Here is a 25,197-nt window from a genome sequence, read left to right on the forward strand (position 1 = left end):
CTCGGGCGCTACCGCACCAGCTGGTTGATCTCGATGATCGGCATCAGCACCGCCAGCACGATCAGCAATACCACCACACCCATGCTCAGGATCAGCAGCGGCTCCAGCAGGCTGGTGAGGAACAGCGTGCGCCGCTCCAGTTCCTGGCCTTCGCCCTGGGCGGCGCGCTCCAGCATCACCGGCAGGTTGCCGGTGGCCTCGCCCGAGCGGATCAGGTGCACCAGCACCGGCGGGAACTGGTTCTGCGCGGCCAGCGCGCGCGCCAGCGAGGCGCCTTCGCGCACACGCGTGGTGGCGTCGTCCACGTTGTCCTTGAGCGCTTCGTTGGTCAGGGTCTCGCCGGCTGCCTGCAGGCTGCGCAGGATGGGCACGCCGGCCGACACCAKGATGGCCAGCGTGCTGGCGAAGCGCGCGGTGTTGTAGCCGCGGATCAGCTTGCCCAGCAGCGGCGCGGTCAGCAGCCAGCGGTGCCACGACAGCCGCACCCCGGGCTGGCGCAGCAGGCTGCGGATGCCGAACGCCACCGCGACGATGAAGGCCAGCGCGGCCCACCACCAGTTGCGCACGAAATCCGACAGCGCCAGCATGATGATGGTCAGCGTGGGCAGCTTCTGCTTGGTGTTGGCGAACACGCTCACCACCTGCGGCACCACGTAGGAAAGCAGGAAGATCACGATGGCGAAGGCCACCACGGTGACGATGGCCGGGTAGGTGAAGGCCAGCCTGATCTTGGCGGTGAGCGTGTTGCGCGTCTCGATGTAGTCGGCCAGCTTTTCCAGCACCAGGCCGAGGTGGCCGGAGTGCTCGCCGGCCGAGACCAGCGCGCGGTAGATGTCGGGGAAATCGCGCGGATGCTGCTGCAGCGCCAGCGACAGCGAGCTGCCGCCCATCACCTCGGCGCGGATGCCCGCCAGCAGCTCGTGCACGTAGCGGCGCTCGGCCTGGTCGGCCAGCGCGGCCAGCGCTTCGTCCAGCGGCAGGCCGGCCACGATCAGGCTGGCGAGCTGGCGCGTKAACAGCGCCTGCTCCTGGGTGGACAGGCGCCGCACGAAGGACGCCGTGCTGCTCTTCTGCACGCCGCCGACGCCGGCCAGCGGGTCTACGTTGAGCGGGGTCAGGCCGCGTGCGCGCAACTGGCCGCGGGCCTGCTTGGGGCTGTCGGCMTCGATCACCCCGCGGTCGGTCTTGCCGGCGGCGTCAACGGCCTCGTAACGATAGGCGGGCATGGTTTTGCTCGGGTGTCCTGCTAGTCGCGCGTCACGCGCAGCACTTCTTCCAGCGCGGTGGCGCCGCTGTCGATCCAGCGCTGCGCATCGCCGCGCATGGTGTGCGTGCCATGCGCGAGTGCCACCTTCTTGATCTCGGACTCGGGCGACTGCCGGTGGATCATGGTGCGGATCTCATCGTCGACGCTCAGCAGCTCGTACACGCCCATGCGGCCCTGGTAGCCGGAATGTCCGCACTTGTCGCAGCCCACCGCGTGCCACACGCGCTGCAACGGCTTGCCCTGGGCGAGCAGGGCATCGGCTTCCTCGGGCGTGACTTCGATCACTTCCTCGCGCTTGCAGTGCGGGCAGAGCCGGCGTACCAGCCGCTGCGCCAGCACGCCGAKCAGCGACRACGACAGCAGGAAGGGCTCGATGCCCATGTCGACCAGCCGCGTCACCGCCGAGGCGGAATCGTTGGTGTGCAGCGTGGCCAGCACCAGGTGGCCGGTGAGCGAGGCCTGCACCGCGATCTGCGCGGTTTCGAGGTCGCGGATTTCGCCGATCATCACCACGTCCGGGTCCTGGCGCAGGATGGCCCGCAGCGCCTTGCCGAAGGTCATGTCGATGCGCGGGTTGACCTGGGTCTGGCCGATGCCGTCGAGGTCGTACTCGATCGGGTCTTCCACCGTMATGATGTTGGTGGTGCGCGAATCGAGGCGCGACAGCGCGGCGTACAGCGTGGTGGTCTTGCCCGAGCCGGTCGGCCCGGTCACCAGCACGATGCCGTGCGGCTGGCGGATCAGGTGATCGAAGCCGCCCAGCGTGCCGGGCGCCATGCCGAGCTTGGCCAGGTCGAGGCGGCCGGCTTCCTTGTCGAGCAGGCGCAGCACCGCGCGTTCGCCGTGGCCGGTGGGCAGGGTCGAGACGCGTACGTCCACCGGACKCCCGCCCACGCGCAGCGTGATGCGGCCGTCCTGCGGCAGGCGCTTCTCGGCGATGTCGAGCTGCGCCATGATCTTGATGCGCGAGATCAGCGCGCCGTGCAGCGCCTTCTTCGGGCGCACCACGTCGCGCAGCGTGCCGTCCACGCGAAAGCGCACCACCGAGGACGACTCGAACGGCTCGATATGGATATCCGAGGCGCCTTCGCGCGCGGCCTGCGTGAGCAGCGCATTGATCATGCGGATGATGGGCGCGTCGTCCTCGGATTCGAGCAGGTCTTCCACGGCGGGAATGTCCTGCATCAGGCGCGACAGGTCGACTTCGCCCTCCACCTCGCCCACCACCTGCGCGGCGCTGCCGCTGTCCTGGCGGTTGTAGGCCTCGGACATGGCCAGTTCKAGCGCATCCGGTTCCAGCACGCGCAGGTGCAGCGGCCCGTGCACKCGCGTCAGCTCGGCCAGCGCCGCGGGCGAGGTGGCGCGGCTGACCCAGACCTCCAGCCCGTCCGCRTGCTGGTGCGCGATCAGCAGGCGCGCCTCGCGCGCGAAGCCGTAGGGGACCAGGCGCGCGGCCATGGTCGAAGGCGGCTCCAGCGCCGCCTCGGGCGTTGCGGCCGGCGCGCCGGCAGGGGCGATGCTAGTTGCCATGGCGTGTCTCAGTTCCCGCCGCGGGCGGCGTCCACGGTGCCGCTGCCGGCGCCCGGCGCGCCCGGCGCCGGCTGCTGGCGCGACTGCGGCAGCGTCTGCTCCAGCGGCAGCGGGCCCGGCACCGGCCCGCGCGAACGCGGGTCGACGAAGGGCGTCATCGGCGCATCGGCCGGCGGCAGCACCGGCGTGTTGGTGTCGCGCGTCATGATGTTGGGCGAGACGTAGCTTTGCTGCAGGCCGCGCATGTAGTCGTAGCGGTCCTGCGTGAGGCGGTCGGTGGCACCGGCGGTGCGCATCACGTAGGGTCGCAGGAACACCAGCAGGTTGGTCTTGCCGCGGTTCTTGTTCTCGTAGCGGAACAGGCCGCCAATCAGCGGCAGGTCGCCCAGGCCCGGCACCTTCTGCACGCCGTCGCCGTAGGTGTCTTCGATCAGGCCGCCGAGCACGATGATCTGGCCGTCGTCCACCAGCACGTTGGTCTCGATCGAGCGAACATTGGTGGTGGGGCCCTGCGTGAGCGAGGCGGTGCCTGCGACCACGGAGGACGACTCCTGGTAGATCTGCATCTTCACCAGGCCGCMGTCGGTGATCTGCGGCTTGACCCGCAGCGTGATGCCGACGTCCTTGCGGTCGAAGGTCTGGAACGGCGTGACGGTGGCGGCGCTGCCGGTCTGCGCATAGGAGCCGGTGGTGATCGGGATGTTCTGGCCGATCAGGATCTTGGCTTCTTCGTTCTCCAGCGTGATCAGGTTCGGCGTGGACAGCAGGTTGACACTGCCRTCGGCGCCCAGCGCGTGCAGCAGCGCCCCCAGGCCCATGGCCTTGTTGACGAGGCCGAGGTTCAGGCCGGCCAGGTCCGGGATCAGGMCCGACACCGCAGGAATGGCCGCGACGCCACCGGCATTGATCGCGGCGGCGGCGCCCGTCAGGTTGATGATGTTCTGGCCGCCGGTGCCGAAGTTGGTGCCGGCAAAGACGTTGGTATTGCTGCCGCGCGAGTTGATCAGGCCTTGCMACTGGATGCCGAGCTGGCCGGTCTGGGTGGAGGAGACCTCCACGATCATCGACTCGATGTAGACCTGCGCGCGGCGCGCGTCGAGGTCGTCGATCACGGCGCGCAGGTTGCGGTAGACCGGTTCGCTGGCGGTGATGATCAGCGAGTTGGTGGCGGGGTCGGCCTGGATGATGCCGCCCGTGGTGGGCAGGTTGGTGGTGGCGAACGAGGCCGAGAAGGCCGAGCCGCCGCCGKCGCCGAAGCCCGAGCCCGAACCGCTGCGCATGCTGCCCGTGGTGCCGCCGGTGTACTGGCCGCTGGCGGGCGTGGAGGTGTTGAGCAGGCCGCCGGTACCGGTGGAGCCCACGCCGGCGGCGCCGGACGTGCCAGGCTGGCCGGTGCTGAACGAGCTGTCGGCGGCCACGATGGCGCGCAAGGTCTGCGCCAGCTTGGTGGCCTCTGCGTTCTTCAGCGGCACCACCCAGATGTTGCCCGCCMGCGCGTAGGGCTGGTCGAGCTTCTCGATCAGCTGGCGCGCCTGCTGCAGGCGCGCGCGGCTGGACGCGCGGATCATCAGCGCATTGCTGCGCGGCTCGGCCACCACGGTGGTGCGCAGGGAGACGTCGCCGCCGGGCACCGCGCCGCCGGCACCGCCCGCCGCGCCCGGGTCCAGCAGTTTCTGCAGGACCAGCGCGGCGTCGCTGGCGATGGCGTTCCTGAGCGGCACCAGTTCGACCTCGCCGGAGGCCGGCGCGTCGATGGCGGCGATGATGCGGGCCAGGCGCTGCAGGTTCTCGGCGTAGTCGGTGATGACCAGCGTGTTGTTGCCCGGGTAGGCGGTGATGGTGTTGTTGGGGGCGATCATGGGCCGCAGCACCGGCACCAGGTTGTTGGCCGACTCATAGTTGAGGCGGAACACCTGGGTCACGACCTGGTCGCCGCGCGAGCGGCCGCCGCCGACCACGATCGGCGAACCCTGCAGCTTGGCGTCGGCTTCCGGCACCACCTTGGTGAAGCCATTGCTCTCGACCATCGCATAGCCCTGCATGCGCAGCACCGAACCCAGCGTTTCCAGCGCCTGCGAGCGCGATACCGGCTGTTCGGTCACCAGGTTCACCGAGCCCTTGACGCGCGGGTCGATGACGAAATTCTTGCCGGTGGCCTGCCCCACCGCCTTCACCACCGATTCCAGGTCGGCGTTGACGAAGTTGAGCACGACCTGGTCGCGGTTGCGCGGGGTCAGGTCGGGTGGCTGGCCGGGCTGGGCCGGCGGCTGCGCCGGTTGCGGGGCCGGTTGCTGGGCCCACAGCGGCGCCGGCGCCAGCAGGGAGAGGCCGCACACCAGCGCGGTGGCGCGGGCGCAGCGGGTCTTGAACGAGAGTCGTAGAGCTTGGGTTTTCATAATCGGTTCCGGGCTGCGGGCGGCAKGAGCGCGCGGGGCGCGCCTGCCGCCGGGTCAGAAGCGCAGCCGTGTCACATTGTCCTCACGTCGTCCCAGCAGGCTCAACAGGCCCACCAATTGCGCGGCGGCGTCGGGGTCGGCGCTGGCCGTGCCCTCGAAGCGTGCCTGGCGGCCCAGGATGCCGCTGCCTTGCAGGCGCAGCGGCCCGGCAAGGGTTGTCAGCTCTATCTTGCCGTCGGCGCCGCCCCAGTCGATCTCCGCGCGGTAGCTGCCCAGCGGGCGCACCCGGCTGACAGCCGATGATACTTGCTCGAGGCGCAGCGTCAGGTGGCCGGTCATGCCACCGCCGCCGCTGTCGCCCGCGCGGCGGAAGAAGCGGCCCTGCAGCATGGACCAGTCGATGCGCATCAGGCCGTCCGGGCGCAGGGTGTTGAACGGCGCGCCAACGCCTTCGAGCAGCGCAGCCGGCAGCCGGATGGCGCCCGCCTGCGCGGTCCAGCCCAGCGGCGTGACTGCCACGCCCACCGGGCCGCTCATCGCTTCCGAATGCGTGACCACCAGGCGCAGGGTGCCGGTGAGCAGCGGCCAGAACGCCACCGACCAGTGCAGCCGCCCGGGCAGCACGGTGGCGGTCTCGCTGCCGGCGCCGGCGGACAGCGCCAGCGTCGCGCTGCCGTTMCACAGCGAGCCCTCGGCGTCGGCCAGCAGCACGCGGCGCTGGCTCCGGGTGGCKATGCCGTCGGCGATCCAGGCCGCGGGAAAGGCCGCCAGCACCGTCAGCGCGACCGTCGCCAGGCCCAGCGCAAGCCAGCCCAGGCGGCGCCAGCCGCGCGGGCTGCGCATGCCGCGGCGGGCCAGCCGGAGCGCCTCCAGGCGCGCCATCAGCCTCGCCCGCCCGGATTGGCGGCCGGGCCTTGCAGGGTAGCGGTGACGTTCACCATGKCGGTGGCGCCCACGTAGACGATGCGCGTGTCGGTTACCTTGAGCCGCTGTTGCTGGCGCACGTCCTGCAGCCAGCTGGCCACGGCGCCGAACGGGACCTTGTCGAGCTGGAGCTGCACGCCGTTGTCGCCGGTGCTGGCCAGGCGCGTGGCCTTCAGGCCGTGCTGGGCCAGGCTGTCCTGCAGCGCCTGCGTCAGCGCCTCGCCGCGCAGCGATGGCGCCGGGCTGGCGGCCAGGCCGCGCGCTTCCTGCGCGAGCGTTTCCATCTCGGMCAGGTCGCCGCGCAGCTGCGGCAGGCTGCGCGCCAGCCTGGCGCGGCCGTCGGCGGCGGGCTCCCACAGCACGCTGTAGCCGATCACGAGCGCCAGCACGGTGCCGCCGCCGGCCAGGATGGCCTGCTCGCGCGGGTTGCGTGCCGACCAGAAGGCCTGGAAACGCTCCTGCCAGCGCTGCGGCACGCGCGGGCGCAGGCGCGCCAGCCGCTCGGCGGCGCGCGGGCGGGCGGCGGAGCCGGGCTTGGATGCGGTGTCTTTCATCGGGTTCACTTGGCGCTCCGCGCTCACAGGCTGGGCTTGATCGACCAGCGCGTGCCGGCCGGCGTATTGCCGCGCGTGGCGTCCGGCGGGCTGTTGTCCGGCTCCATGGCCAGGCCGGACTGGCGCGCCGCGCTGCGCAGGGCCTCGGCATTGGCGCCGGGCTTGAGCGTGGCGTAGAGCGTGTGCCCGCGGTACTCGAGCGCCAGCAGCGCGTCGGGCGCGAGCTGGCGGGCGGCCTGGCCGAAGCGGTCGGCCAGCGGCAGGAAATCGTCGGGCGTGCTGCGCCCGGAGGCCAGGCGCAACTGGTCGACCTGGCGGCGCATCTGCAGCGGCGCGTCGATCACTACCGGGATCTGCGGGAAGGCACTGCGCAAGACCTGCTCCTGGCCGGCCTGCAGGCGCTTTTCTTCCTGGCTCATCATCAGCCACTGCACATTCATGCCGATCAGCTGCACCAGCAGCAGGCCAGCGGCCAGCGCCAGCGGCAGGCGCCAGGCCTTCAGGTTCCAGCGGTCGGCACGGCCCTGGGCGAATTCGAACTGGGCCAGGTCGAGCGCGGGATCGAGCAGGCTGGCCCGCGCGCCCTCGATCCACACGCGCCAGCCGAGCGCGCGCGCGCCTTGCGGGGCGCCCTGCGCCAGCGCCTGCGGCGCGGCATACCAGTCGCCGGGCGGGGCCAGGCCTTGCCAGGCGCCGAGGGCGTCGTTGCCCAGCAGCAGGCCGTAGMCGGCGTACTCGCCGCTGCGCACGGTCAGCTGCCAGAAGCGGGGGGGCTGCTCGGCCGCGGGCACGCCCGCTGTGTCGAACAGGGGCGAGGCGCTGGTCAGCGTGGCGGCCTCGAGCGCCAGGGCCGCCATCGGCGTGCTGTCTTCGGCGGCTGCGCCGTCGTCCTGCGGGGCCTGCGCGGCACCCTGCGCCGGCAAGGGCAGGCACAGCTGCGCCGGCAGCACGTGCCGGCGGCGATGGCGGTGCTCGGCGAAAGCGTCCAGCACGGCGCGCAGCCAGGCGCGGTCGGTCACCATCAGCAGGCGCTTGCGGGCGCCGGCCACAGGCTTGCCGGCCGGCGCATCCAGCGCGGGGCCGACGGCGATATGGCTGAGCTGGGCGTCGGTGGCGAGCACATCTTCCACCAGGTTGGGCAGCGCCAGCTTGAGGCGCGCCGGCGCCAGCGGCGGCACCGATGCCTGGGTGAGCAGTACGTCGCTGGCGGCCAGGATCAGGACCAGCCGTTCGGCCGCGGGCAGTTCGGCAATGGGAGCGTGGCCTTCGCGCAACAGCTGCGGGGCCGCCTGGGGCCCCTGGCGACGGCCGCGTCCGGCCACGGCCGCACGCACCAGCGCGAACGGCAAGGCGCCGAAGTGCCAGGGTTGCGGCTGGTCGTGCGGCCTGTGCGGCAGGCGGACGTACAGGGTGGTGCTCAAGATTTCCTTGCTACTGCGCCAGCAATGGCGTCGATGAACGATGGCGGGGGACGGGCGGCCCGCGCGGCGGACCGCTCCGCTACGCGAAAGACGCCGGCTGCGTTGCCGCCGGCGGCACTGCACTGATGGAAGCGCAAGAGCTGGACTACCGCTCGGACTACGCTTGCGCCGGGCCGGAGCATACCTTGCCTGTGTGACGAATTGGCGTCAATACGTATCTGTGTGACAGCTGCCCTCGAGCGCCCGCAAGGCTTGCAGGCAAGCGCCTTTGGCGGCAGCCGGCGGGGTCGCCGGAGGTATCCGGGGCGCCACCCGGAAGGGGGGAAACAAAGGGCGCGCCGGGGCCTCAGCGTGGCTCGGGCATGCGCTCCAGATCGCGTACCCAGACCACCCGGGTGGTGTTGGCATTGCCCATCACCTCGCCGCGATAGACCAGCGAGACCTGCATGCGGGTGGCGCGCTCGTGGCGGATCAGGCCGTAGACCAGGAAATAGTGGGTGCGCACATCGAGCGTGCTGGTGGCGGTGTTGGGGTCGGCCTGCGGTGCCAGCGTGCGCAGCTGGGACTGCACGTCGGCCACGTTGTTGAAGTAGGCGCGGTCGCGCTGGCGTACCAGCTCGCGMGCGCGATCCAGCGGCAGCTTGTCGATGACCGCGGCCAGCACTTCGGCCTCGGCGGTGTTGGCGTTGACCAGCGTGCGCTCGGGCAGCAGGTCGACGAAGGGMTCCAGCGTCGCCACGATGTCGGGCGTGTAGCCGGGAATGGCGAGCAGGTCGTCGGCGCCGTCGGGCGCGCGCAGGCCTTGCCGGCCGCCGTTGCCATCGCMGCCCATGGCTGCGTTGACCAGGTAGCGCGCCGTGGGCTCGGCCAGCGCCGCGTTCAGGCCCAGCGTCTGCAGCAGGCGGCGGTAGATCGCCAGGCTGGACGGGTCGACGCTGGCAACGCGGCCCTGCGCTTCGCTGGCGCTCCACAGCACCAGGTTGCTGAGGTTGAAGCGGGCCTGCGCATCCTGGATACGTCCCGAGAGGAAGGAGGTCTCGCCTTCCTGGTCGGTGCGCAGCGCGGCGCCGAGGAAGTCGGACAGCCGGGTCTCGGCGATGGGCACGGCCCAGGGCTCGCCGAGCTGGTCCACATTGGTGCGGCGCTGGTCGTCGCGCAGGATCAGGCGGGCCCAGTCGACCGCCGCGCGCTCGATCCAGGTGGCCTGGGCCAGCAGGCGCTGGTTCTCGATGGAGCGGATCTGCACCTGCTGGCGCCACAGCATGCCGGACACCACCACCACCGCCAGCGTCACCACCAGCAGCGCCGTCACCACGGCGGCGCCGCGCTGGCGGCGGCGCGAGGGCAGGCCCGGGGCGCGGGCGAAGGATGCGGTGCGCTTGCTCATAGCCCGGTCATGCAGATCTTCTGGAACTGCCGGGGCGCGTCGCCGTCGCCCATGCGCGCCGTGAGGCTGAGCTCGATGGCGCGCACCGCCGTGGTGGCCACGCCRAGGCTCGCGCCCGCGCCCGATGCGGCCACGGCGCTGGCGCTGGCGTTGCCGCTGAGCAGGGCCGCCGCGATGCGGCCGTTCTCGGACTGCCAGCCACCCGGCTCGGTCCACACGCGTGCGGACAGGCCGGCGGCATCGCCCACCAGCGCGCGCGCCAGGTTGCCGCCGCCGCCCGCCTGGCGCTGCGTCTGCAGCGCCGACTGTACAGCGTTGCGGTTGTCCGCCGGGGGGCTGGCCGAGCGCACCACGGTATTGCCGTCGAGGCGGTAGGCAACCACCTGCCACTGCGTGGGACGGCCTTCGTCGCGGCGGTCGCGCACCATCAGCAGCTGGCCGTTGCCCAGTTCGACGGGGCTGCGCTGCAGCAGCGCGGGGCTGGCGAGGTGCTCGCAGTCGGACTGGAACTGTCCATACAGCAGCTTGAGCGAATTGAGGCGCTCGTCGTGGTCGGTCAGGCGCTCGCGGCTGCGCGTCATCGCGTCCAGCCCGCGCCAGGCGATGACCGCGATCACCGCCAGCAGGGTGATGGCCACCAGCATCTCCAGCAGCGTGAAGCCACGCGCGCCGGCGGCGCGGCGCACGGGGCGCACGGGGCGCCTAGAGCAGGTTGCGCGTTTCATTGGGAATGATGGTGACGAGCCAGGCCAKGCGCACGGATTTGTCGGCGCCGGACGGGTAGACCGCGATCTCGACGCGGCGAAACGAGGGGTTGGGCGTGGCCGAGACGGTTTCCTCGCAGTACAGCGCGACGCCGCCCTGCGGGCAGGCGTAGCCGCGCGTGCCGGGCTCKGGCCAGGTCTTGGACAGGCGCAGCGTGGCGAAGTGGTTCTCGGCGCTCCATTCGGCCAGCATGCGCGTCTGCAGCGAGGCGCTGGCCTCGATCATCGAGCCCATCGCGCGCATGGCGGYGGTCAGCGCCACGGCCAGGATGGTCAGCGCGACCAGCACTTCGATCAGGGTGAAGCCGCGCCCGGGCGGGGCCGCGCGGCGTGCGTCGGCGCGGCGCGTCATGGCGTGCTGGCGAAATAGCGGCCGGTGCMGTCGCCGGCCACGTCCACGCGGATGTCGCCACGCACCAGCACCACGTGCTGGGGGCCGTCGATCAGCTCGCGCCCGAACACAAGGCGCGTGCCGTTGTTGCCGCGCCCGCCTTCGGTCACGGCGACATTGTCGAGCTGGAGGCGCCATTTGGCGGGCGCKAAGACGTCGCTGGCRAGCGGGCTCCAGCCGGCCGGGGTGGCCTGCAGGAAACGCCAGCCGGACGTACTGGCTTCCCAGGCGATCGGGCGGGCGCGCAGCTGGGCTTCTTCCTGAGCCAGCTCGAACAGGCGCGCGATGCGCTGTCCGTCGTCGAGCACGCGCCCGCGCTCGTTGGGTGTGGCATTGACGGCCACCAGCGAGATCACGATGCCGGCGATCACCATCACGACCAGCAGCTCCAGCAGGGTAAAGCCGTGGCTGCCGGGCTGGCGCCGGCGGCCGTGCGGCCGGAGGTTCATGGCTGCATGCCCGCCGCGGTCATTGGCGACGGATCCCTATTCCCAGTTGCCGATATCGGCGTCATTGCCGCTGCCGCCAGCCTGGCCGTCGGCGCCGAAGCTGAACACGTCGATCTCGCCGCGCACGCCCGGGTTCAGGTACTGGTAGGGATGGCCCCAGGGGTCCTTGGGCAGCTTTTCCAGGTAGCCGCCGCCCTTCCAGTTGTTGGGGATGGGCTCGGTGGCGGGCTTGACCACCAGCGCCGCCAGGCCTTGCTCGGTGGTGGGGTAGCGGCTGTTRTCGAGGCGGTACAGCTTGAGCGCCTGCATGATCGAGGAGATGTCCTGGCGCGCGGCGACGATGCGGGCTTCGTCGGGGCGGCTCATGATCTTGGGCACCACCAGCGCGGCCAGCACGCCGAGGATCACGATCACGACCATGATCTCGATCAGGGTGAAGCCGCGCGACTGGCGGCGGGACTGGCAACGGGCGGGACGGCGGGAAGAATCGGCGAAGCTGGCAGCGAACCTACGCATCATGGATAGCCTTTTGGAATATCTGGTGCAGCGCAGGGACCTCGAACGCKGGCGGCGCTGCGGCTCGCCAGACAGTATAACCGCCACTTCATGACGGCTTTGCGGACGTGCGCCCGCATGTTCACCCGCGGCCGGTCGTGCGGGCAAGCGGCATCTCGCTGCATCCCGGCCGCGCGCGGCCTGCCAGGTCCMGGCGCGGGGAAGACAGTTGTCATGCGGCTCTGGTAGGCTTGGCGTTTTCCACGCCTTGCAGCCTGCTGCAGCCCTGATCMCCGTGCAACTCTCCATGCGGCCCGCCTTTCGCCTCGACCCTGCCGGCCTCTGGCTGCCGCGCCTGGCGGGGCTCGTCCTGTTCGTCGCGCTGTGTGCGCTGGCCACGCGCTGGGCGCTGACGTTCAGCGCGATGAAGACGATCCCGGTGCCGCGCACCGCCCGCGTGGCGCAGACCGAGGCGGTCGAGACCGGCGCCGCCGGCACGCTGTTCGGCGGCGCCGCGCAGTCGGGCGTGCGCGACGTGCAGCTGATCGGCGTGGTGGCCGATCTCGGCAGCGGCGCTGGCGCGGCCATTCTCTCGCTCGACGGCGGCCCGCCCAAGGCGGTGCGCGCGGGCACGGCGCTGTCTGCGCAGTTGCGCCTGGTGGAGATCCGCGACCGCGGCGTGGTGATCGAGCGCAACGGCGTGCGCCAGGAAATCGCGCTGCCGGTGCCGGCCATCGTCACGCGCGGTCCGGCCGCGGCGGGCCAGCCRTCGCTGCCGGCCGGCGCCGCGGCACCGCTGTCGACGCCAATGCCCGCGGCCGTGCCGCCGCAGGCGCAGCCGGTCATGCAACCGGCGCCGGCGCAGCCCACCGGGGCCCCGGGCGAACCCATTTCCGCGAAGGACTGATTGCCGCCCCGAGGGCAGGGTTTGCCGCGGTGACTCTTTGTAACCGCCATCGGCCGGATATTTACCAATACTTTCAGCGGTTTACGCAGGAGCKCCCTAACTGTGAGCCGCGTAACAACGTATTAGAGAGACCAACTTTCCTGCCTGCCGTGCGTTCTAATCCTTACCAGTCCACCGAGACGAAAAAGGAGCAAAGACATGCAAGGCAATCTCAAGACGCGTTCGATCCGGAATTTCATGGCCGCTTCGGCGGTGATMCTGGCGATGGGCGGCACGGCTTTCGCGCAGACCGCGGCACCCGCGCCGGCAGCTCCCGCCCCCGGCGCGCAACAGGCGCAACAGGGCGGCATGCATCACCATATGGGGCACGGCGACGGCATGTGGATGAAGTCGATCGACACCGACGGCGACGGCACCATCTCCAAGGCCGAAGCCGACGCGCTGTTCAACAAGATCGACACCAACCACGACGGCAAGCTCGACAAGAGCGAGCTGGCGGCGTTCCACAAGACCAGCATGGAGCAGCGCCGCGCAGCCATGCAGGCTGACTTCGAGGCGCGCTTCAAGGCGGCCGACAAGAACGCCGACGGTGCCTTGACCAAGGCCGAGGTCCAGGCCGGCTTTCCCCGCCTGGCCAAGCGCTTCGACCAGCTCGACGCCAACCACGACGGCAAGCTGACCATGGACGAGATCCGCGCCGGCATGCAGAAGATGCACGACCAGTGGGGCCAGCGCGGCAACCCGTCCAATCCGGCGGCGCCTTCGGGCCGCGGCGGCTGATCGATGCCTGGCAGGATCCCGCGGCAGACCAGCGCCGCGGGCAAGAAAAAGCGCGACCATCCGTGGTCGCGCTTTTTCTTTGGCGCGGGCGATCGGTGCGAAGTCCACGTCGTAGATGCTGATATTGCCCGCCTCGCCAGCCTTGGCACCATCCTTGCCTTCCCATCGGTCGGCGAGGCAGATCAGCGAATCGCCGATACCCTTGATGGCCTCGATGGCCTCGATGGCCGGGATGTTCAGTTCCATCGGGCCGCGCTTGTTGTCGAAGCCCCAGGCGCCCGGTTCCAGTGCACGGCCATGGGCGGGGGCGGCATCGTGCACCCGGAAGGCGATCGCGCAGATCGACGGGGCCGTGCAGGGGGGCGGCGGCCGGGGCAGGGAGGGGGGCTGATAAGCTGCGTCTATAGTCCGGACTACACAAAAAATTGCGTAGTTGTGCACAGCTTGCTAAATTTGCGCAAAAAAATTGCCGTCAAACATATTGCGGAGCAACAATATCGTGAGCAAGGTGGAGCTGGACAAGATCGACAGGAAGATCCTGGAGGTGCTGCAGGCCAACGGGAGACTKACCAATCTGGAAGTGGCCGAGCGCGTGAACCTGTCGCCCAGCCCCTGCCTGCGGCGCATCCGGCGGCTGGAGGAGATTGGCGTGATCCGCCAGTACGCGGCGCTGCTGGAGCCGGGCAGGATCGGGCTCGGGCTGCTGGCCTATATCAACGTGCGGCTGGAGAAGCATGGTGGCGCGCCCAAGGGCAAGGCGCCGCTGGACCTGTTCCGCGCCGCCATCGCGATCTGGCCGGAGGTGGCCGCCTGCCATGCCATGACCGGGGAAATGGATCTGCTGCTGAAGGTCTACGTCGAGGACATGGAGCACTTCGCGCGCTTCATGAAGGACCACCTGCTGGCCCACCCGGCGGTGATCGACGTGCGCTCGAGCTTCGCGCTGGAGTGCATCAAGGACACGACGGCGCTGCCGGTGGCGGGGGGCTGAAGGGCGCAGGCGACGGCCGGGGCGGCAATGAAAATGGCGCGCCGCCGGGCGCGCCATCCTGGCAAGGCCGCAATGCCGTCAGGCCGTGCGCTTTTGCGGCAGCATCGAGCGCCAGAAGCGCAGGCCGAAGCGGCGCGCATCGCGCAGGTTGCGGCGGACCATGTAGTCGAGGTCGGCCACCTGCTCGTCGAGCGCCTCGGTCAGGCGGCTGACGGTGTCGGCGGGCGGCAGTTCCAGGTAGGCGTCGGCCTCGCCATAAGCGTACTGCACCTTCATGCCGGCTTTCTTGGCGATGTGCATCATGGCGGCGTTGCGCGACAGGCAGTGCATGTACAGCGTGCGCACATTGCTGTTGCGGCCATGCATGGCGGCGCGCTCGAACAGCGAGCTGCCGATGCCGCGGCCGCGCGCGCTCTGCGACACGGACACGCCGAATTCGGCAACGCGGCCCTGGGTGTTGTCGCGCAGGTTGGCGAAGTGGCCCACGCCGATCAGTTCAAGGTGCTCGTCGTAGACGCCGAACACGGTGTCGTKGTCGAAGTCGATGCTGTCGACATAGGCCTCGATCACATGGTCGCCGACCGACTGGCCAAAACGGAGCAGGCGATCCTCCTCGCCCAGGGCGAGGAAATGCTTGAGCAGACGCGAGCGGTGATGCGCGGCCAGCTCGCGCACCAGGGTGGTGGGGCGATGCGAGGCCTGCGCGGCTGCGGTTGCGCGGCGGAGATCTTCGTCGGATACGGCCCCGACGGCCTTGCTCAGTTCGAGCGGATTCACTTTGTTTTCCTCGCGACGTAATCAGGTATAAAAATAGCAGTCAGCAGGTGTTTGTCCATGCACTTTCGAGTGCGGCCTGGCTTTGGAAGCCTTGGCCAAGGGCAAACACTATCTTGCTGCAACGCAAAAAGTATTGTAGTGGAATTGTCAGTCTCGCGTAAGGTAGCGGGACGGCCAAGCTGGCTACATTTTGTAATATCGGGATTTATTCAATAAAATCAATAGCTTGAATTGTGCTTCATGAAGCCGGCGAGCCCCTGGAATGTGGGTTTGTTGCAACGCCGCATATCGAGGCATCGCCAGTGCCGCCAGCCGGCCTGCCCTGATTTAACATCGSGGCGCCAGGCCCGGGGTGCCATTCTGGTGCGCCTTGGGCCTCTTTTTTATCGCAAGACCGTCGTTTCGCGCGGCGCACCTTACGTTTTTCAGGATTCTTTGTGGACCCCAAGGCCGAGCCACCGATTCTCGTCATCTACGCCCACCCCAGGCCGCATCAGTCACGCGTCAACCGCTCGCTGGCCTCGGCCCTGGAAAAGTTGCCGGCTGTCACCGTGCACGATCTCTACACCCGCTATACCGACTACGACATCGACGTGGTGGAGGAGCAGCGCGCGCTGGCGCGCGCGGGCACGGTGGTGCTGCAGTTCCCCGTGCAGTGGTACAGCATGCCGGCGCTGCTCAAGCTGTGGATGGACGATGTGCTGGAAAGCGGCTGGGCCTTTGGCCCCGGCGGCAYGGCGCTGCGCGGCAAGTCCCTGCTGGTGGTGGCCAGCACCGGCGGACATGCCGATTCCTACGGTCCCGACGGCACGCACGGCCACAGCATCGGCGAATACATGCTGCCGCTGGCGCAGACAGCCGTGCTGTGCGGCATGAACTKGCTGACGCCGCTGGTCCTGCATGACGCCAACCAGGTGGACGAGGACGTGCTGGCCGAGCATATCGGCCGGGTATCGATGGTGCTCGGCGGCGCCGCCGGCGTCGCGGCCGGCTGAGGAGCGCGCCATGGATCAACACGATTTCCTGGTGGCGCTGGTGGTCTTCCTGGTCGCCGCGGTGGTGGCTGTGCCGGTGGCCCGCCGCTTCGGTCTGGGCGCGGTGCTGGGCTACCTGCTGGCCGGCGTGGCGATCGGCCCGTGGGCGTTGCGCCTGGTCACCAATGTCGAATCCATCCTGCATTTCTCCGAGTTCGGCGTGGTGCTGATGATGTTCGTGATCGGGCTGGAGCTGGAGCCAAAGAAGCTGTGGGAGCTGCGCCGCGTGATCTTCGGCTATGGCGGCGGCCAGATGGCGGCCTGCGCGGTGCTKATCGGCGGCGTCGCCTCGCTGGTGGGGGCGCCGTGGCAGGTGGCGCTGGTGGCCGGGCTCGGGCTGGCGCTGTCGTCCACCGCCATCGCGCTGGCCACGCTGACCGAGCGCAACCTGTTCGGCACGCCGGCGGGCGCCGCCAGCTTCGGCATCCTGCTGTTCCAGGACATCGCCGCGATTCCGATGATCGCGCTGCTGCCGCTGCTTGCCGCCGGCGGTGYCGAGGYCGGGGCAGCCGGCGCGTCCGGCACGGCGGGCTGGCTGGGCGCCGCCAAGGCGGTGGGCGTGATCGGTGCCGTGATCGTGGGCGGGCGCTACCTGGTGCGCCCGGCGCTGCGTTTCATCGCGCGCACCGACATGCGCGAGATGTTCACCGCCTTCGCGCTGCTGCTGGTGGTGGGCATTGCGCTGATGATGGACGCCGTGGGCCTGTCGATGGCGCTGGGTACCTTCCTGGCCGGCGTGCTGCTGGCGGACTCCGAGTACCGGCATGCGCTCGAGGCCGACCTGGAGCCGTTCAAGGGCCTGCTGCTGGGGATGTTCTTCATGGCGGTGGGCATGTCGATCGACTTCGGCGTGCTGATGCAGGCGCCGGGCACGGTGGTGGCGCTGGTGGCCGGCCTCGTGCTGTTGAAGACCGTGGTGCTGGCCGTGCTGGCGCCGCGCTTCGGCATCGCGCACGGCCAGCGCCTGTTGTTCGCCTTGCTGATCTCGCAGGGCGGCGAGTTCGCCTTCGTGGTGTTCGGCGTGGCCGGCGGCGCCGGCTTGCTGCCGGCGCGCACCGAGGCCCTGCTGGTGCTGGTGGTGGCGCTGTCGATGGTGGTCACGCCGCTGTTGCTGCTGGCTTACGACCGCCTGGTGGCACCGCGGCTGGCGCGCCTGGCGCGGCGCCCTGACGATGTGATCGCGCCGCAGGACAACCCGGTGCTGATTGCCGGCTTCGGCCGCTTCGGCCAGATCATCGGCCGCCTGCTCTATGCGCAAGGCATCGGCGTCACCGTGCTGGACCACGATCCCGACCAGATCGAATTCTTGCGGCAGTACGATTTCAAGGTGTTCTATGGCGACGCCACGCGCATGGACCTGCTCGAGTCGGCCGGTGCCGAGCGCGCGCGCATCCTGGTGGTGGCCATCGACGGCATGGAAGAGAGCCTGGCCCTGATCGACAAAGTGCGCGAGCGCTTCCCGCATCTGCGCATCTACGCGCGGGCGCGGCACGTATCGCATATCTACCAGCTCAAGGACCGCGGCGTGGAGCTGTTCGAGCGCGAGCTGTTCGAGGGATCGCTGCGGCTGGGGCGGCACGTGCTCGAGGGGCTGGGCTACGACCCGGTCCAGGCGCGCTCGGTGGCGTTGCGCTTTCGCCGCCACAATATCGCGGCCATCGATCGCTTCTACCCGCATTACACGGACCAGAAGAAGCTGGTTTCGCTGGCGCGCCAGGCGCGCGACGAGCTGCAGGAGATGTTCCGCCAGGACCGCGACCAGCGCCGCCGCAAGGAGGAAGAGGACTGGTCCTGAGGGGGCGGCGGCCGCCCGGACGCTACGCTACGCCGCGCGCCGAAGGGGCGGCGGCCGCGGGCGCGCCCGGCAGGCCGCCAGCCAGCAGGTCGATCACMATCTCGGCGAACTCCGCGTAGGACAGCTTGCCGCCCGGCTTGAGCCACGTGAAGGTCCAGTTGATCATGCCGAACACCGTCATGGTGAGGGCGGCCTGGTTGTCGTGGGTGACGCGCTCCGGGTAGGCGCGGCGCAGCTGGCGCGAGAAGGCGGCCACCACGTCGCGCTCGCGCCGGAGGATCTGGTCGCGCTGCTCGTCGGCCAGGAACTTGACGTCGTTGATCAGGGCGACATGGCGGGTTTGCGAGGTTTCGTACTCGGCCAGGAAGGCGCGGATCAGGTTGGCGAAGGTCTCCTGCTCGCTGCGTCCCCGGCGTCCGGCCTCCGCCTCGACCTCGGTCACGATCAGCATCAGCCGGCGCGTGTAGCGGTCGAGCAGGTCGAACAGGATCGCTTCCTTGCTCTCGTAGTAGTGATAGAGGCGCGCCTTGGAGGTGCCGCAGGCGGCGGCCAGGTCGGCCATTGAGGTGCTGGGATAGCTGCTGGCGGCAAAAGCGGCGGCAGCCAGGTCCAGGATCTGCTCGCGCTGCGCCTCGAAATCGGGTGCCTTGGTACGGGCCATGTAAACGTCCGCTTATTTCCGATTATTTCCGCTTGTTTCAGCTTGATTCTGCTGTTCCCGGCTTGCCGGCCTATTCGCCGCTGGCGGACAGGTTGCGGCGCAGCTCGCAGGTCTGCAGTGATTCGGCATTGCCGCGCAGCACCAGCTGGCCGGCGCCGATCAGCTCCCGGCAGCGCCAGAACACGAACCAGTCGCTGGCCAGCAGCCCTTCGATGGCCCCCATCACGGCGCCCACCACTTGCGCGGCCGGCGCCCATTCCAGCGGCGCGCGCTCCAGGATCACCTCATCCACCGTGTGGTACGCGGCGGGCACCAGCGTGTTGCCCTTCCACAGGCGCACGTCGGCGTTCTCCTTGACGTTCTGCTGCCACTCGTAGCCAAGCCGGCCGAGGCGCAGCACCGAAACCGGGGCGATCGTGGAAAAGCGCCGCGCAAGGCGCGCCGCGGGATACATGCCGATGGCGGCCAGGTTGCCGCGCGCGGGGATTTCCAGTTCGCGCAGGTCCATCGCGACTTCGTTGATGCGCTGGGGGGACTGGTAGAGATGGAACACCACCCGGCGCAGCATCAGCTGGTCGGACGCGCTCTGGCCATGCCAGAGCGCGATCTCCAGTTCTTCCTTGCGCAGGCCGTGCAGCTGGGTGAGCGCGTGCTGCATCTCGGCGGCGAAGTCGATGTCGCTGCGCGGCGCCACGCGCTGCCAGAAGCCGGAGCGGACGAGGCCGCTGCTGTCGACGTCGGCGATCGGGCCGACGGCAAGGTCGTCGCGCAGCACGACGACCGGGTCGGGCCGGGCGGCCTGGGCGAGGGCTTGCCGTAGCGTGTTGCCCGCTACGTCACCGTTGACGACATGGATGTATTGCATGGGCGTGATTGTATATGGATGCGTGGCGCGGCTGCTTCCATTTTAATCACGCGGTTGCGCCGCTTGCGGCGCGCCGCCGGAGCCCGGCGCTGCTCAGCGTTMGTCGTAGCTCACCACCACGCGCCCGGTGACGGCGCGGGCCTGGCAGGTCAGCACGAAGCCCTTTTCCATCTCCCACGGTTCGAGCGTGTAGTTTTTCGCCATCTCGACCTGCCCCTCGAGCACTTTGGCGCGGCAGGTACAGCAGACGCCGCCCTTGCACGCGTAGGGCAGGTCCAGCMCGGCCGCCAGCGCGGTGTCAAGCACATTGGCATTGGCCATCGGCAGGCGCATGGCGTGCTGCTTGCCGTCGAGCACCACCACCAGTTCCGCCGTGCCGGCATGGCTGGCTTGGTCCGCGCGCGCAGCCGGGCGCGGCGCCTGCGCCACTGGCACGCCGAAACGCTCGGCATGGATGCGGTGGGGGTCGAGGCCGGCCGCCTTGAGCGCGGCCTCGACCTCGTCGATCATCGAGGCCGGCCCGCACACGAAGGCGGCGTCGATGTCGCCGACAGGCAGCAGGGATTCGAGGAATGCGCCCACGCGGGCGCGGTCCAGGCGCCCGTGCAGCAGGTCCACTTCCTGCGGCTGGCGCGACAGCACGTGATGGAGCGTGAAGCGCGCCAGGTACTGGTTCTTCAGGTCCTCGAGCGCTTCGGAAAAGATGATGCTGTCGACGCTGCGGTTGCCGTACACCAGCGTGAACCGGCTGTTCGCCTCGGTGGCCAGCGTGGTGCGGATCAGCGACAGCACCGGCGTGATGCCGCTRCCGGCGGCAAAGGCGACGTAGTGGCGGCTAGCATCGCTTTCCAGCGGCACATGGAAGCGGCCGTCGGGCGTCATCACGTCKAGCACGTGGCCGGGTGCGAGGCCGTCGTGCAGATGCTGCGAGAACACGCCATGCTCCACGCGCTTKACCGCCACGCGCAATTCGCCGCGCTCGGCGTAGTCCTGCACGCCGCAGCAGATCGAGTACGAGCGGCGCAGGTCATTGCCGTCCACCGGCGCGCGCAGCGTGAGGAACTGGCCCTGCGTGAAGCGGTAGGCGTCGCGCAGCGCCGCGGGCACGTCGAAGGCGATGGAGATGGTGTCGGCGGTTTCGGTGCGGACCTGCGCCACGCGCAGCGGGTGGAACTGAGGGGTCATGGCAGCGTGGGCCGGCGACGCCAGCGCATCAATAGGGTTTGAAATAGTCGAAGGGTTCGCGGCAGTCCAGGCAGCGGTGCAGCGCCTTGCAGGCGGTCGAGGCGAAGCGCGCCAGCTGCTCGGTATGCAGGCTGCCGCAACGCGGGCAGGGTACCCGGTCCTGCCAGGCGGCCGGCGCCGCCGCGCGCGGCACGAAGCGCAGCGGCTGCGGCGTGGCGTGCGTGCCCTGCGCATCGTGGCAGCGCGTCGGCGGCGCGATGCCGTAGGCGCGCAGCTTGTCGCGGCCCCCGGCGCTGATCCAGTCGGTGGTCCAGGCCGGCGACAGCACCGTGCGGATGCGCCAGGGGCCCAGGCCCGCGGCATCGAGGGCGTGGCCGATATCCTCGGCGATCTGCGACATGGCGGGGCAGCCGGAGTAGGTCGGCGTGATGACCACTTCKATACTGCCGTCGCCGGCGACCACCACATCGCGCAGGATGCCGAGGTCGCGGATCGAGACCACCGGKATTTCCGGATCGGGCACGCCTTCCAGCGCATTCCATGCGAGCGTGGCGCGCGCTTGCGCGGCGGTGCCGGTGCCGGTGGCCATGGTGCTCACCACTGCGCGCCAGGGTGGGCGCGTGCCAGGCTTTGCAGTTCGCTCAGCAGGCGGCTCATGTGTTCCGAGTGCACGCCTTGCTTGCCGGTCGGGACGAAGCCGCCGGCAGCAGGCAGGGCGAGCGTCGCCGCCGCCACGGTCTCGTCCACCGTGGCCTGCCAGGCGGCGCGGCAATCCGCCGCCGGCACGCCCACGCCCGCAGCCGCGGCTTCATGCTCCACCGCATCGGTGGCGAAGCACTCGTTCATATAGGGCAGCAGGTGATCCAGCGCCTGCTGCGCGCGCGCATGGGAAAAGCCGGTACCGTCGCCCAGGCGCACGACCCAGCCGGCGGCATGGTGCAGGTGGTAGCGTGCCTCCTTGACCGACTTGGCCGCGATGGCCGCGAGCTCGGCATCACTGCTTGCCTGCAGGCGCGTCCACAGCTCCACCATCAGCGCGCTGTAGAGGAAGTTGCGCACGATGGTGACCGCGTAGTCGCGMTCTGCCGCGGCAGTGCCGGCCAGCGGGCCGGTGTGCGGCAGCTCCGTCAGCGTMCAGTTGCGGAAATCGCGCTCGGGGCGCCAGTAGGCGTAGTCGTCTTCCAGGCGCGCCGGGCCGGCCTGCCCGGCCAGCCGGCCCTCGAGCACGCCGGCGTGCGCGTAGAGCAGGCGCGCCTGGCCGATCAGGTCCAGGCTGATATTGGCGAGCGCGATGTCTTCTTCCAGCGCGGGACCGTGGCCGCACCACTCGGCGTTGCGCTGGCCGAGGATCAGGGCATTGTCGGCCAGGCGCAGGATGTACTGGAGCGTGGCGGGCAGGGCGGCGGTGGCCGGCGCGGCGGGCGGCGCAAGTGTCGGCATGCTGGTCATGGTGCCGGGCCCTTACATATGGTTGACTTCATCGGGCAGCTGGTAGAACGTCGGGTGCCGGTAGATCTTGTCGGCCATCGGGTCGAACAGCTCGGGCTTTTCGTCCGGCGCGCTCGCGGTGATGGCCACCGACGGGACCACCCAGATCGACACGCCCTCCTGGCGCCGCGTGTACACGTCGCGCGCCATGTGCAGCGCCTGCTGTGCATCGGCGGCGTGCAGGCTGCCGCAGTGCTTGTGCTCGAGTCCCTGCTTGCTGCGCACGAAGACTTCCCACAGCGGCCAATCTTTCCGCGCCCGGTCCTGGGTCGAAGTGTCTTGGGTMATGTTGCTTGTCTCCTCTGGCCTGCGGTTCAGGCCGCGCGCAGGGCGGCCTGTCCTGCATTCTGTTTCGCGGCATAGGCCAGCGCGGCCTCGCGCACCCAGGCGCCTTCGTCGTGCGCCTTCACGCGGGTGGCGAGGCGCTCCTTGTTGCAGGGGCCGTCACCGTTGATGACGCGCCAGAATTCGTCCCAGTCCAGCGGGCTGTAGTCGTGGCGGCCGCGCTCGGCGTTCCATCGCAGGCCCGGGTCGGGCAGCGTCACGCCCAGCACCTTGGCCTGCGCGACGGCGGCGTCGACGAATTTCTGGCGCAGGTCGTCATTGGAGATGCGCTTGATGCCCCAGGCCATGGTCTGGGCGCTGTTGGTGGATGCCGCATCGGGCGGCCCGAACATCATCAGCACCGGGAGCCACCAGCGGTCCACCGCGTCCTGCACCATCTCGCGCTGGGCGTCGGTGCCGCCCATCATCGCCAGCAGCGCGTCGAAACCCTGGCGCTGGTGGAAGGATTCTTCCTTGCAGATGCGGATCATGGCGCGCGCGTAGGGGCCATAGGAGCAGCGGCAAAGCGGGATCTGGTTCATGATCGCCGCGCCATCGACCAGCCAGCCGATCACGCCGACGTCGGCCCAGGTCAGGGTGGGGTAGTTGAAGATCGAGGAATACTTGGCACGGCCCGCGTGCAGCGCGTCGACCAGGTCGTCGCGCGAAGCGTCCAGCGTTTCCGCCGCCGAATAGAGATAGAGGCCGTGGCCGCCTTCGTCCTGCACTTTCGCCAGCAGGATGGCCTTGCGCTTGAGCGACGGAGCCCGGCTGATCCAGTTGCCTTCGGGCTGCATGCCGATGATCTCGGAATGCGCGTGCTGGGAGATCTGCCGCACCAGGGTCTTGCGGTAGGCCTCGGGCATCCAGTCCTGCGGCTCGATCTTGGCATCGGCCGCGATGCGGGTGTMGAAGGCTTCCTGCCTGGCCGCGTCCGGGGCGGCGCGCAGTCCGTCAGGCGTGGCCTGTGCGTTTACGCCGCCGGGAAGATCCAGACTCTGGGTGTACATAACGCCTCCTTTGACGGGGCCGCGCGTTTGTTGCTTTCATGGATTGGCAGCGGGTAGGAGCATTATATATAAACCGACTGGTCGGTCACTTTATCTGGGAATGGTGTTTTCCCGAGGCCCAGCGCGGCCGGCGTTTCACGTGAAGCACCGGCCGCAAGCACGCATATCTAGCCGCGCGGGTGAGCTTCTGGCAGGGCGGCAAGCGCAGCGCCAAGTTCGTCGAGCGGGCCGTTCCAGTCGCGCATCGCGGCCTGCCGGAACAGGCGCATGCCTGGGTACCAAGGCGAGTCCTTGCGCTCGAGCAGCCAGCGCCAGTCGGGCGAGAACGGCAGCAGCAGCCAGACCGGCTTGCCGAGCGCGCCGGCCAGGTGGGCGACGGCGGTGTCCACGCTGATGACCAGATCGAGGTTGTCGATCAGGGCGGCGGTGTCGGCGAAGCTGGCGATCTCGCCGGATACGTCCATGAGCTGCGGCAGGCTTTCAAGCGTGGCGCTGTCGGCGGCGCGCACGTCCTTTTGCAGCGAGACGAAGCTCGCATCGGCCGCGAGCAGGGGGCGCAGCTGGTCCAGCGCCAGCGAGCGGTTGCGGTCGTTGCGGTGCCAGGTGCTGCCGGACCAGACCAGGCCGATGCGTGGCCGGCGGCCGGCGGCGGAGTCCGCCTCCAGCCGGGCGCGCCAGGCTGCGCTGAGCGCGGGGTCGGCGTTGAGGTAAGGCGCGGGCGGAATGGTCGCCAGGCTGGTGCGGAAGGCCAGCGGCAGGCTCATCAAGGGGCAATGGCAGTCGAAGGCAGGCAGCTGGTCGCCTTCGGCGATCAGCTCCGCGACGCCGGGCAGGCCCTGCAGCAGCGGCACCAGCGCGGGCTGCACCTGCAGGATGACGCGCGCGCCMATGGCCGCGACGGCCGGCACGTAGCGGGCGAACTGGATGGTGTCGCCGAATCCCTGTTCGTTATGCAGCACGATGGTCTTGCCGGCCAGGCTGCCTTCGCCCAGCCAGGGCTTGCCCGGCAGGCGGTGCGCGGGCGTGCCGTCCAGCCAGCGCCATTCGTATTCGCGCCAGCCGTGATCGAAGACCCCCATCAGCAGATTGGTCTGGGCGCGGTTGCAACGCGCCAGCGCGTCGTTTGCGTCCAGCGTGACGGCCTTCTTGAAGTGGCGCATGGCTTCGTCGAAACGATGCAGGTCGCGCAGCGCCACGCCCAGGTTGACGTACCCGCCGGCGAAGTTGGGCCGCAGCTGGWTGGCGCGCTGGTAGCAGTCGATCTCGTCGGCGAAGCGGTCGAGCTCGCTCAGCGCCTTGCCCTTGTTGTAGAGCGCTTCGAAGCTTCCCGGGCGCAGCTTCAGCGCGGCGTCGAACGCGGCGATGGCCGCAGATGCGTTGCCGGATGCCGCGAGCGACAGGCCGAGATCGTGGTGGGCTTCGAAAAAATAGCTGCGCAATGCCACTGCTTGCGAGAAGGCAGCGATCGCCGCCTCGTGTTCGCCCAGTTTCTGGCGCGCCACCGCCAGGTTGTAGTAGAGCTCCGGCGAGCCCGCACCCGCCTGCGCGGCGCTGTCGAGATGCGCCGCCGCGGCCCGGAAATCTCCCTGGTTGCCTGCGGCCAGCCCCAGCAGTTCCAGGGCGCCGCCGTGCCCGGGTTCCTGCGCAAGCAGGGCTTCGAGCGCCGCGCGGGCGCCGGCGAAATCACCCGCGGCGAGACGCTGGCGGGCTTGGTTGATGACTTGAGTCTGATCCATTGACAAACGCTGTGGCCGTGCGGCGTCGGGAAATCATGGCCGCGCCGGCAGTCTAAATATGGAGGC

General features: G+C 69.6%; 25 protein-coding genes and 1 pseudogene. 5 read left to right on the forward strand and 21 right to left on the reverse strand.

The features are described 5' to 3' along the window. Nucleotides 1-8 precede the first annotated feature (8 nt). From gspF to gspG, 11 genes are all read right to left on the reverse strand, one after another. The gene (gspF, locus tag AC1DKV_RS28920) at nucleotides 9-1,226 is read right to left on the reverse strand and encodes a type II secretion system inner membrane protein GspF (protein ID WP_477138566.1); all 1,218 of its coding nucleotides are present in this window, start codon (nucleotides 1,224-1,226) and stop codon (nucleotides 9-11) included. 20 nt (nucleotides 1,227-1,246) lie between these two features. Continuing rightward, nucleotides 1,247-2,797, reverse strand: a complete 1,551-nt coding sequence (gspE, locus tag AC1DKV_RS28925; protein WP_477138567.1) for a type II secretion system ATPase GspE — start codon at nucleotides 2,795-2,797, stop codon at nucleotides 1,247-1,249. A gap of 8 nt (nucleotides 2,798-2,805) precedes the next feature. After that, nucleotides 2,806-5,193, reverse strand: a complete 2,388-nt coding sequence (gene gspD / locus AC1DKV_RS28930; protein WP_477138568.1) for a type II secretion system secretin GspD — start codon at nucleotides 5,191-5,193, stop codon at nucleotides 2,806-2,808. Between the two features lie 54 nt (nucleotides 5,194-5,247). Further along, entirely contained in the window at nucleotides 5,248-6,075 is an 828-nt protein-coding gene (gspN, locus tag AC1DKV_RS28935) for a type II secretion system protein N (RefSeq protein WP_477138569.1), read from the reverse strand. After that, entirely contained in the window at nucleotides 6,075-6,671 is a 597-nt protein-coding gene (locus AC1DKV_RS28940) for a type II secretion system protein M (RefSeq protein WP_477138587.1), read from the reverse strand. The genes gspN and AC1DKV_RS28940 overlap by 1 nt, the downstream gene beginning before the upstream one ends. A 23-nt stretch (nucleotides 6,672-6,694) precedes the next feature. Further along, the gene (gene gspL, locus AC1DKV_RS28945) at nucleotides 6,695-8,092 is read right to left on the reverse strand and encodes a type II secretion system protein GspL (RefSeq protein ID WP_477138570.1); all 1,398 of its coding nucleotides are present in this window, start codon (nucleotides 8,090-8,092) and stop codon (nucleotides 6,695-6,697) included. Nucleotides 8,093-8,438: 346 nt separating this feature from the next. Beyond that, nucleotides 8,439-9,479, reverse strand: coding sequence for a type II secretion system minor pseudopilin GspK (gene gspK, locus AC1DKV_RS28950; RefSeq protein ID WP_477138571.1), 1,041 nt, complete (start codon nucleotides 9,477-9,479; stop codon nucleotides 8,439-8,441). Next, nucleotides 9,476-10,204, reverse strand: coding sequence for a PulJ/GspJ family protein (locus tag AC1DKV_RS28955; protein ID WP_441613020.1), 729 nt, complete (start codon nucleotides 10,202-10,204; stop codon nucleotides 9,476-9,478). The genes gspK and AC1DKV_RS28955 overlap by 4 nt, the downstream gene beginning before the upstream one ends. Continuing rightward, on the reverse strand, nucleotides 10,182-10,595 hold the full coding sequence (gene gspI, locus AC1DKV_RS28960; RefSeq protein WP_477138572.1) for a type II secretion system minor pseudopilin GspI: 414 nt from the start codon (nucleotides 10,593-10,595) through the stop codon (nucleotides 10,182-10,184). The genes AC1DKV_RS28955 and gspI overlap by 23 nt, the downstream gene beginning before the upstream one ends. Further along, nucleotides 10,592-11,083 (reverse strand): GspH/FimT family pseudopilin, encoded by a 492-nt coding sequence (locus AC1DKV_RS28965; RefSeq protein ID WP_477138573.1) that lies wholly within the window; start codon nucleotides 11,081-11,083, stop codon nucleotides 10,592-10,594. The genes gspI and AC1DKV_RS28965 overlap by 4 nt, the downstream gene beginning before the upstream one ends. A gap of 36 nt (nucleotides 11,084-11,119) precedes the next feature. Next, nucleotides 11,120-11,599 (reverse strand): type II secretion system major pseudopilin GspG, encoded by a 480-nt coding sequence (gene gspG / locus AC1DKV_RS28970; protein WP_441613059.1) that lies wholly within the window; start codon nucleotides 11,597-11,599, stop codon nucleotides 11,120-11,122. A 286-nt stretch (nucleotides 11,600-11,885) separates the two neighbouring features. On the opposite strand from gspG, the gene AC1DKV_RS28975 reads away from it, so the two are divergent. Beyond that, nucleotides 11,886-12,485, forward strand: a complete 600-nt coding sequence (locus AC1DKV_RS28975; RefSeq protein WP_441613023.1) for a hypothetical protein — start codon at nucleotides 11,886-11,888, stop codon at nucleotides 12,483-12,485. Between the two features lie 198 nt (nucleotides 12,486-12,683). Next, nucleotides 12,684-13,265 (forward strand): EF-hand domain-containing protein, encoded by a 582-nt coding sequence (locus AC1DKV_RS28980; protein ID WP_441613024.1) that lies wholly within the window; start codon nucleotides 12,684-12,686, stop codon nucleotides 13,263-13,265. Nucleotides 13,266-13,346: 81 nt separating this feature from the next. Here the strand turns inward: AC1DKV_RS28980 and AC1DKV_RS28985 are convergent. Beyond that, nucleotides 13,347-13,613 (reverse strand): annotated as a pseudogene (locus AC1DKV_RS28985) (VOC family protein); the annotation flags it as partial. Nucleotides 13,614-13,764: 151 nt separating this feature from the next. Between AC1DKV_RS28985 and AC1DKV_RS28990 the strand changes: the two are divergent. Next, on the forward strand, nucleotides 13,765-14,256 hold the full coding sequence (locus tag AC1DKV_RS28990) for an Lrp/AsnC family transcriptional regulator (protein WP_441613025.1): 492 nt from the start codon (nucleotides 13,765-13,767) through the stop codon (nucleotides 14,254-14,256). A gap of 78 nt (nucleotides 14,257-14,334) precedes the next feature. On the opposite strand, the gene AC1DKV_RS28995 is transcribed toward AC1DKV_RS28990, so the two are convergent. Then, a complete protein-coding gene (locus tag AC1DKV_RS28995; protein WP_477138574.1) occupies nucleotides 14,335-15,033 on the reverse strand; it encodes a GNAT family N-acetyltransferase in 699 nt (232 codons plus the stop codon). Nucleotides 15,034-15,470: 437 nt separating this feature from the next. Here AC1DKV_RS28995 and kefF point away from each other — a divergent pair, with 437 nt between their 5' ends. Together kefF and kefC are read left to right on the forward strand one after the other, a co-directional pair. Beyond that, on the forward strand, nucleotides 15,471-16,028 hold the full coding sequence (kefF, locus tag AC1DKV_RS29000; RefSeq protein WP_477138575.1) for a glutathione-regulated potassium-efflux system oxidoreductase KefF: 558 nt from the start codon (nucleotides 15,471-15,473) through the stop codon (nucleotides 16,026-16,028). Between the two features lie 10 nt (nucleotides 16,029-16,038). Then, entirely contained in the window at nucleotides 16,039-17,862 is a 1,824-nt protein-coding gene (kefC, locus tag AC1DKV_RS29005; protein WP_477138576.1) for a glutathione-regulated potassium-efflux system protein KefC, read from the forward strand. Nucleotides 17,863-17,884: 22 nt separating this feature from the next. Here kefC and AC1DKV_RS29010 read toward each other — a convergent pair whose 3' ends face one another. The 8 genes from AC1DKV_RS29010 to AC1DKV_RS29045 form a co-directional block, all read right to left on the reverse strand. Further along, nucleotides 17,885-18,523 carry a TetR/AcrR family transcriptional regulator gene (locus AC1DKV_RS29010; RefSeq protein ID WP_477138577.1) on the reverse strand — a complete coding sequence of 213 codons (639 nt, stop codon included), beginning with the start codon at nucleotides 18,521-18,523 and terminating at the stop codon, nucleotides 17,885-17,887. A gap of 70 nt (nucleotides 18,524-18,593) precedes the next feature. Beyond that, entirely contained in the window at nucleotides 18,594-19,388 is a 795-nt protein-coding gene (locus tag AC1DKV_RS29015; RefSeq protein WP_441613030.1) for a DUF1835 domain-containing protein, read from the reverse strand. A 93-nt stretch (nucleotides 19,389-19,481) separates the two neighbouring features. Continuing rightward, complete coding sequence (gene paaE, locus AC1DKV_RS29020; RefSeq protein ID WP_477138578.1) at nucleotides 19,482-20,573, reverse strand: 1,2-phenylacetyl-CoA epoxidase subunit PaaE; 1,092 nt, start codon at nucleotides 20,571-20,573, stop codon at nucleotides 19,482-19,484. Between the two features lie 28 nt (nucleotides 20,574-20,601). Beyond that, nucleotides 20,602-21,162 (reverse strand): 1,2-phenylacetyl-CoA epoxidase subunit PaaD, encoded by a 561-nt coding sequence (paaD, locus tag AC1DKV_RS29025; RefSeq protein WP_441613032.1) that lies wholly within the window; start codon nucleotides 21,160-21,162, stop codon nucleotides 20,602-20,604. Between the two features lie 5 nt (nucleotides 21,163-21,167). Next, complete coding sequence (gene paaC / locus AC1DKV_RS29030; RefSeq protein ID WP_477138579.1) at nucleotides 21,168-22,022, reverse strand: 1,2-phenylacetyl-CoA epoxidase subunit PaaC; 855 nt, start codon at nucleotides 22,020-22,022, stop codon at nucleotides 21,168-21,170. A gap of 12 nt (nucleotides 22,023-22,034) precedes the next feature. Then, on the reverse strand, nucleotides 22,035-22,349 hold the full coding sequence (gene paaB / locus AC1DKV_RS29035) for a 1,2-phenylacetyl-CoA epoxidase subunit PaaB (RefSeq protein ID WP_441613034.1): 315 nt from the start codon (nucleotides 22,347-22,349) through the stop codon (nucleotides 22,035-22,037). A 26-nt stretch (nucleotides 22,350-22,375) separates the two neighbouring features. Then, on the reverse strand, nucleotides 22,376-23,395 hold the full coding sequence (gene paaA, locus AC1DKV_RS29040) for a 1,2-phenylacetyl-CoA epoxidase subunit PaaA (RefSeq protein WP_477138580.1): 1,020 nt from the start codon (nucleotides 23,393-23,395) through the stop codon (nucleotides 22,376-22,378). A 167-nt stretch (nucleotides 23,396-23,562) separates the two neighbouring features. Beyond that, nucleotides 23,563-25,131, reverse strand: a complete 1,569-nt coding sequence (locus AC1DKV_RS29045) for a glycosyltransferase family 9 protein (RefSeq protein WP_477138581.1) — start codon at nucleotides 25,129-25,131, stop codon at nucleotides 23,563-23,565. Nucleotides 25,132-25,197: the final 66 nt, after the last annotated feature.

This window comes from Cupriavidus sp. 05T41, from assembly GCF_056396525.1.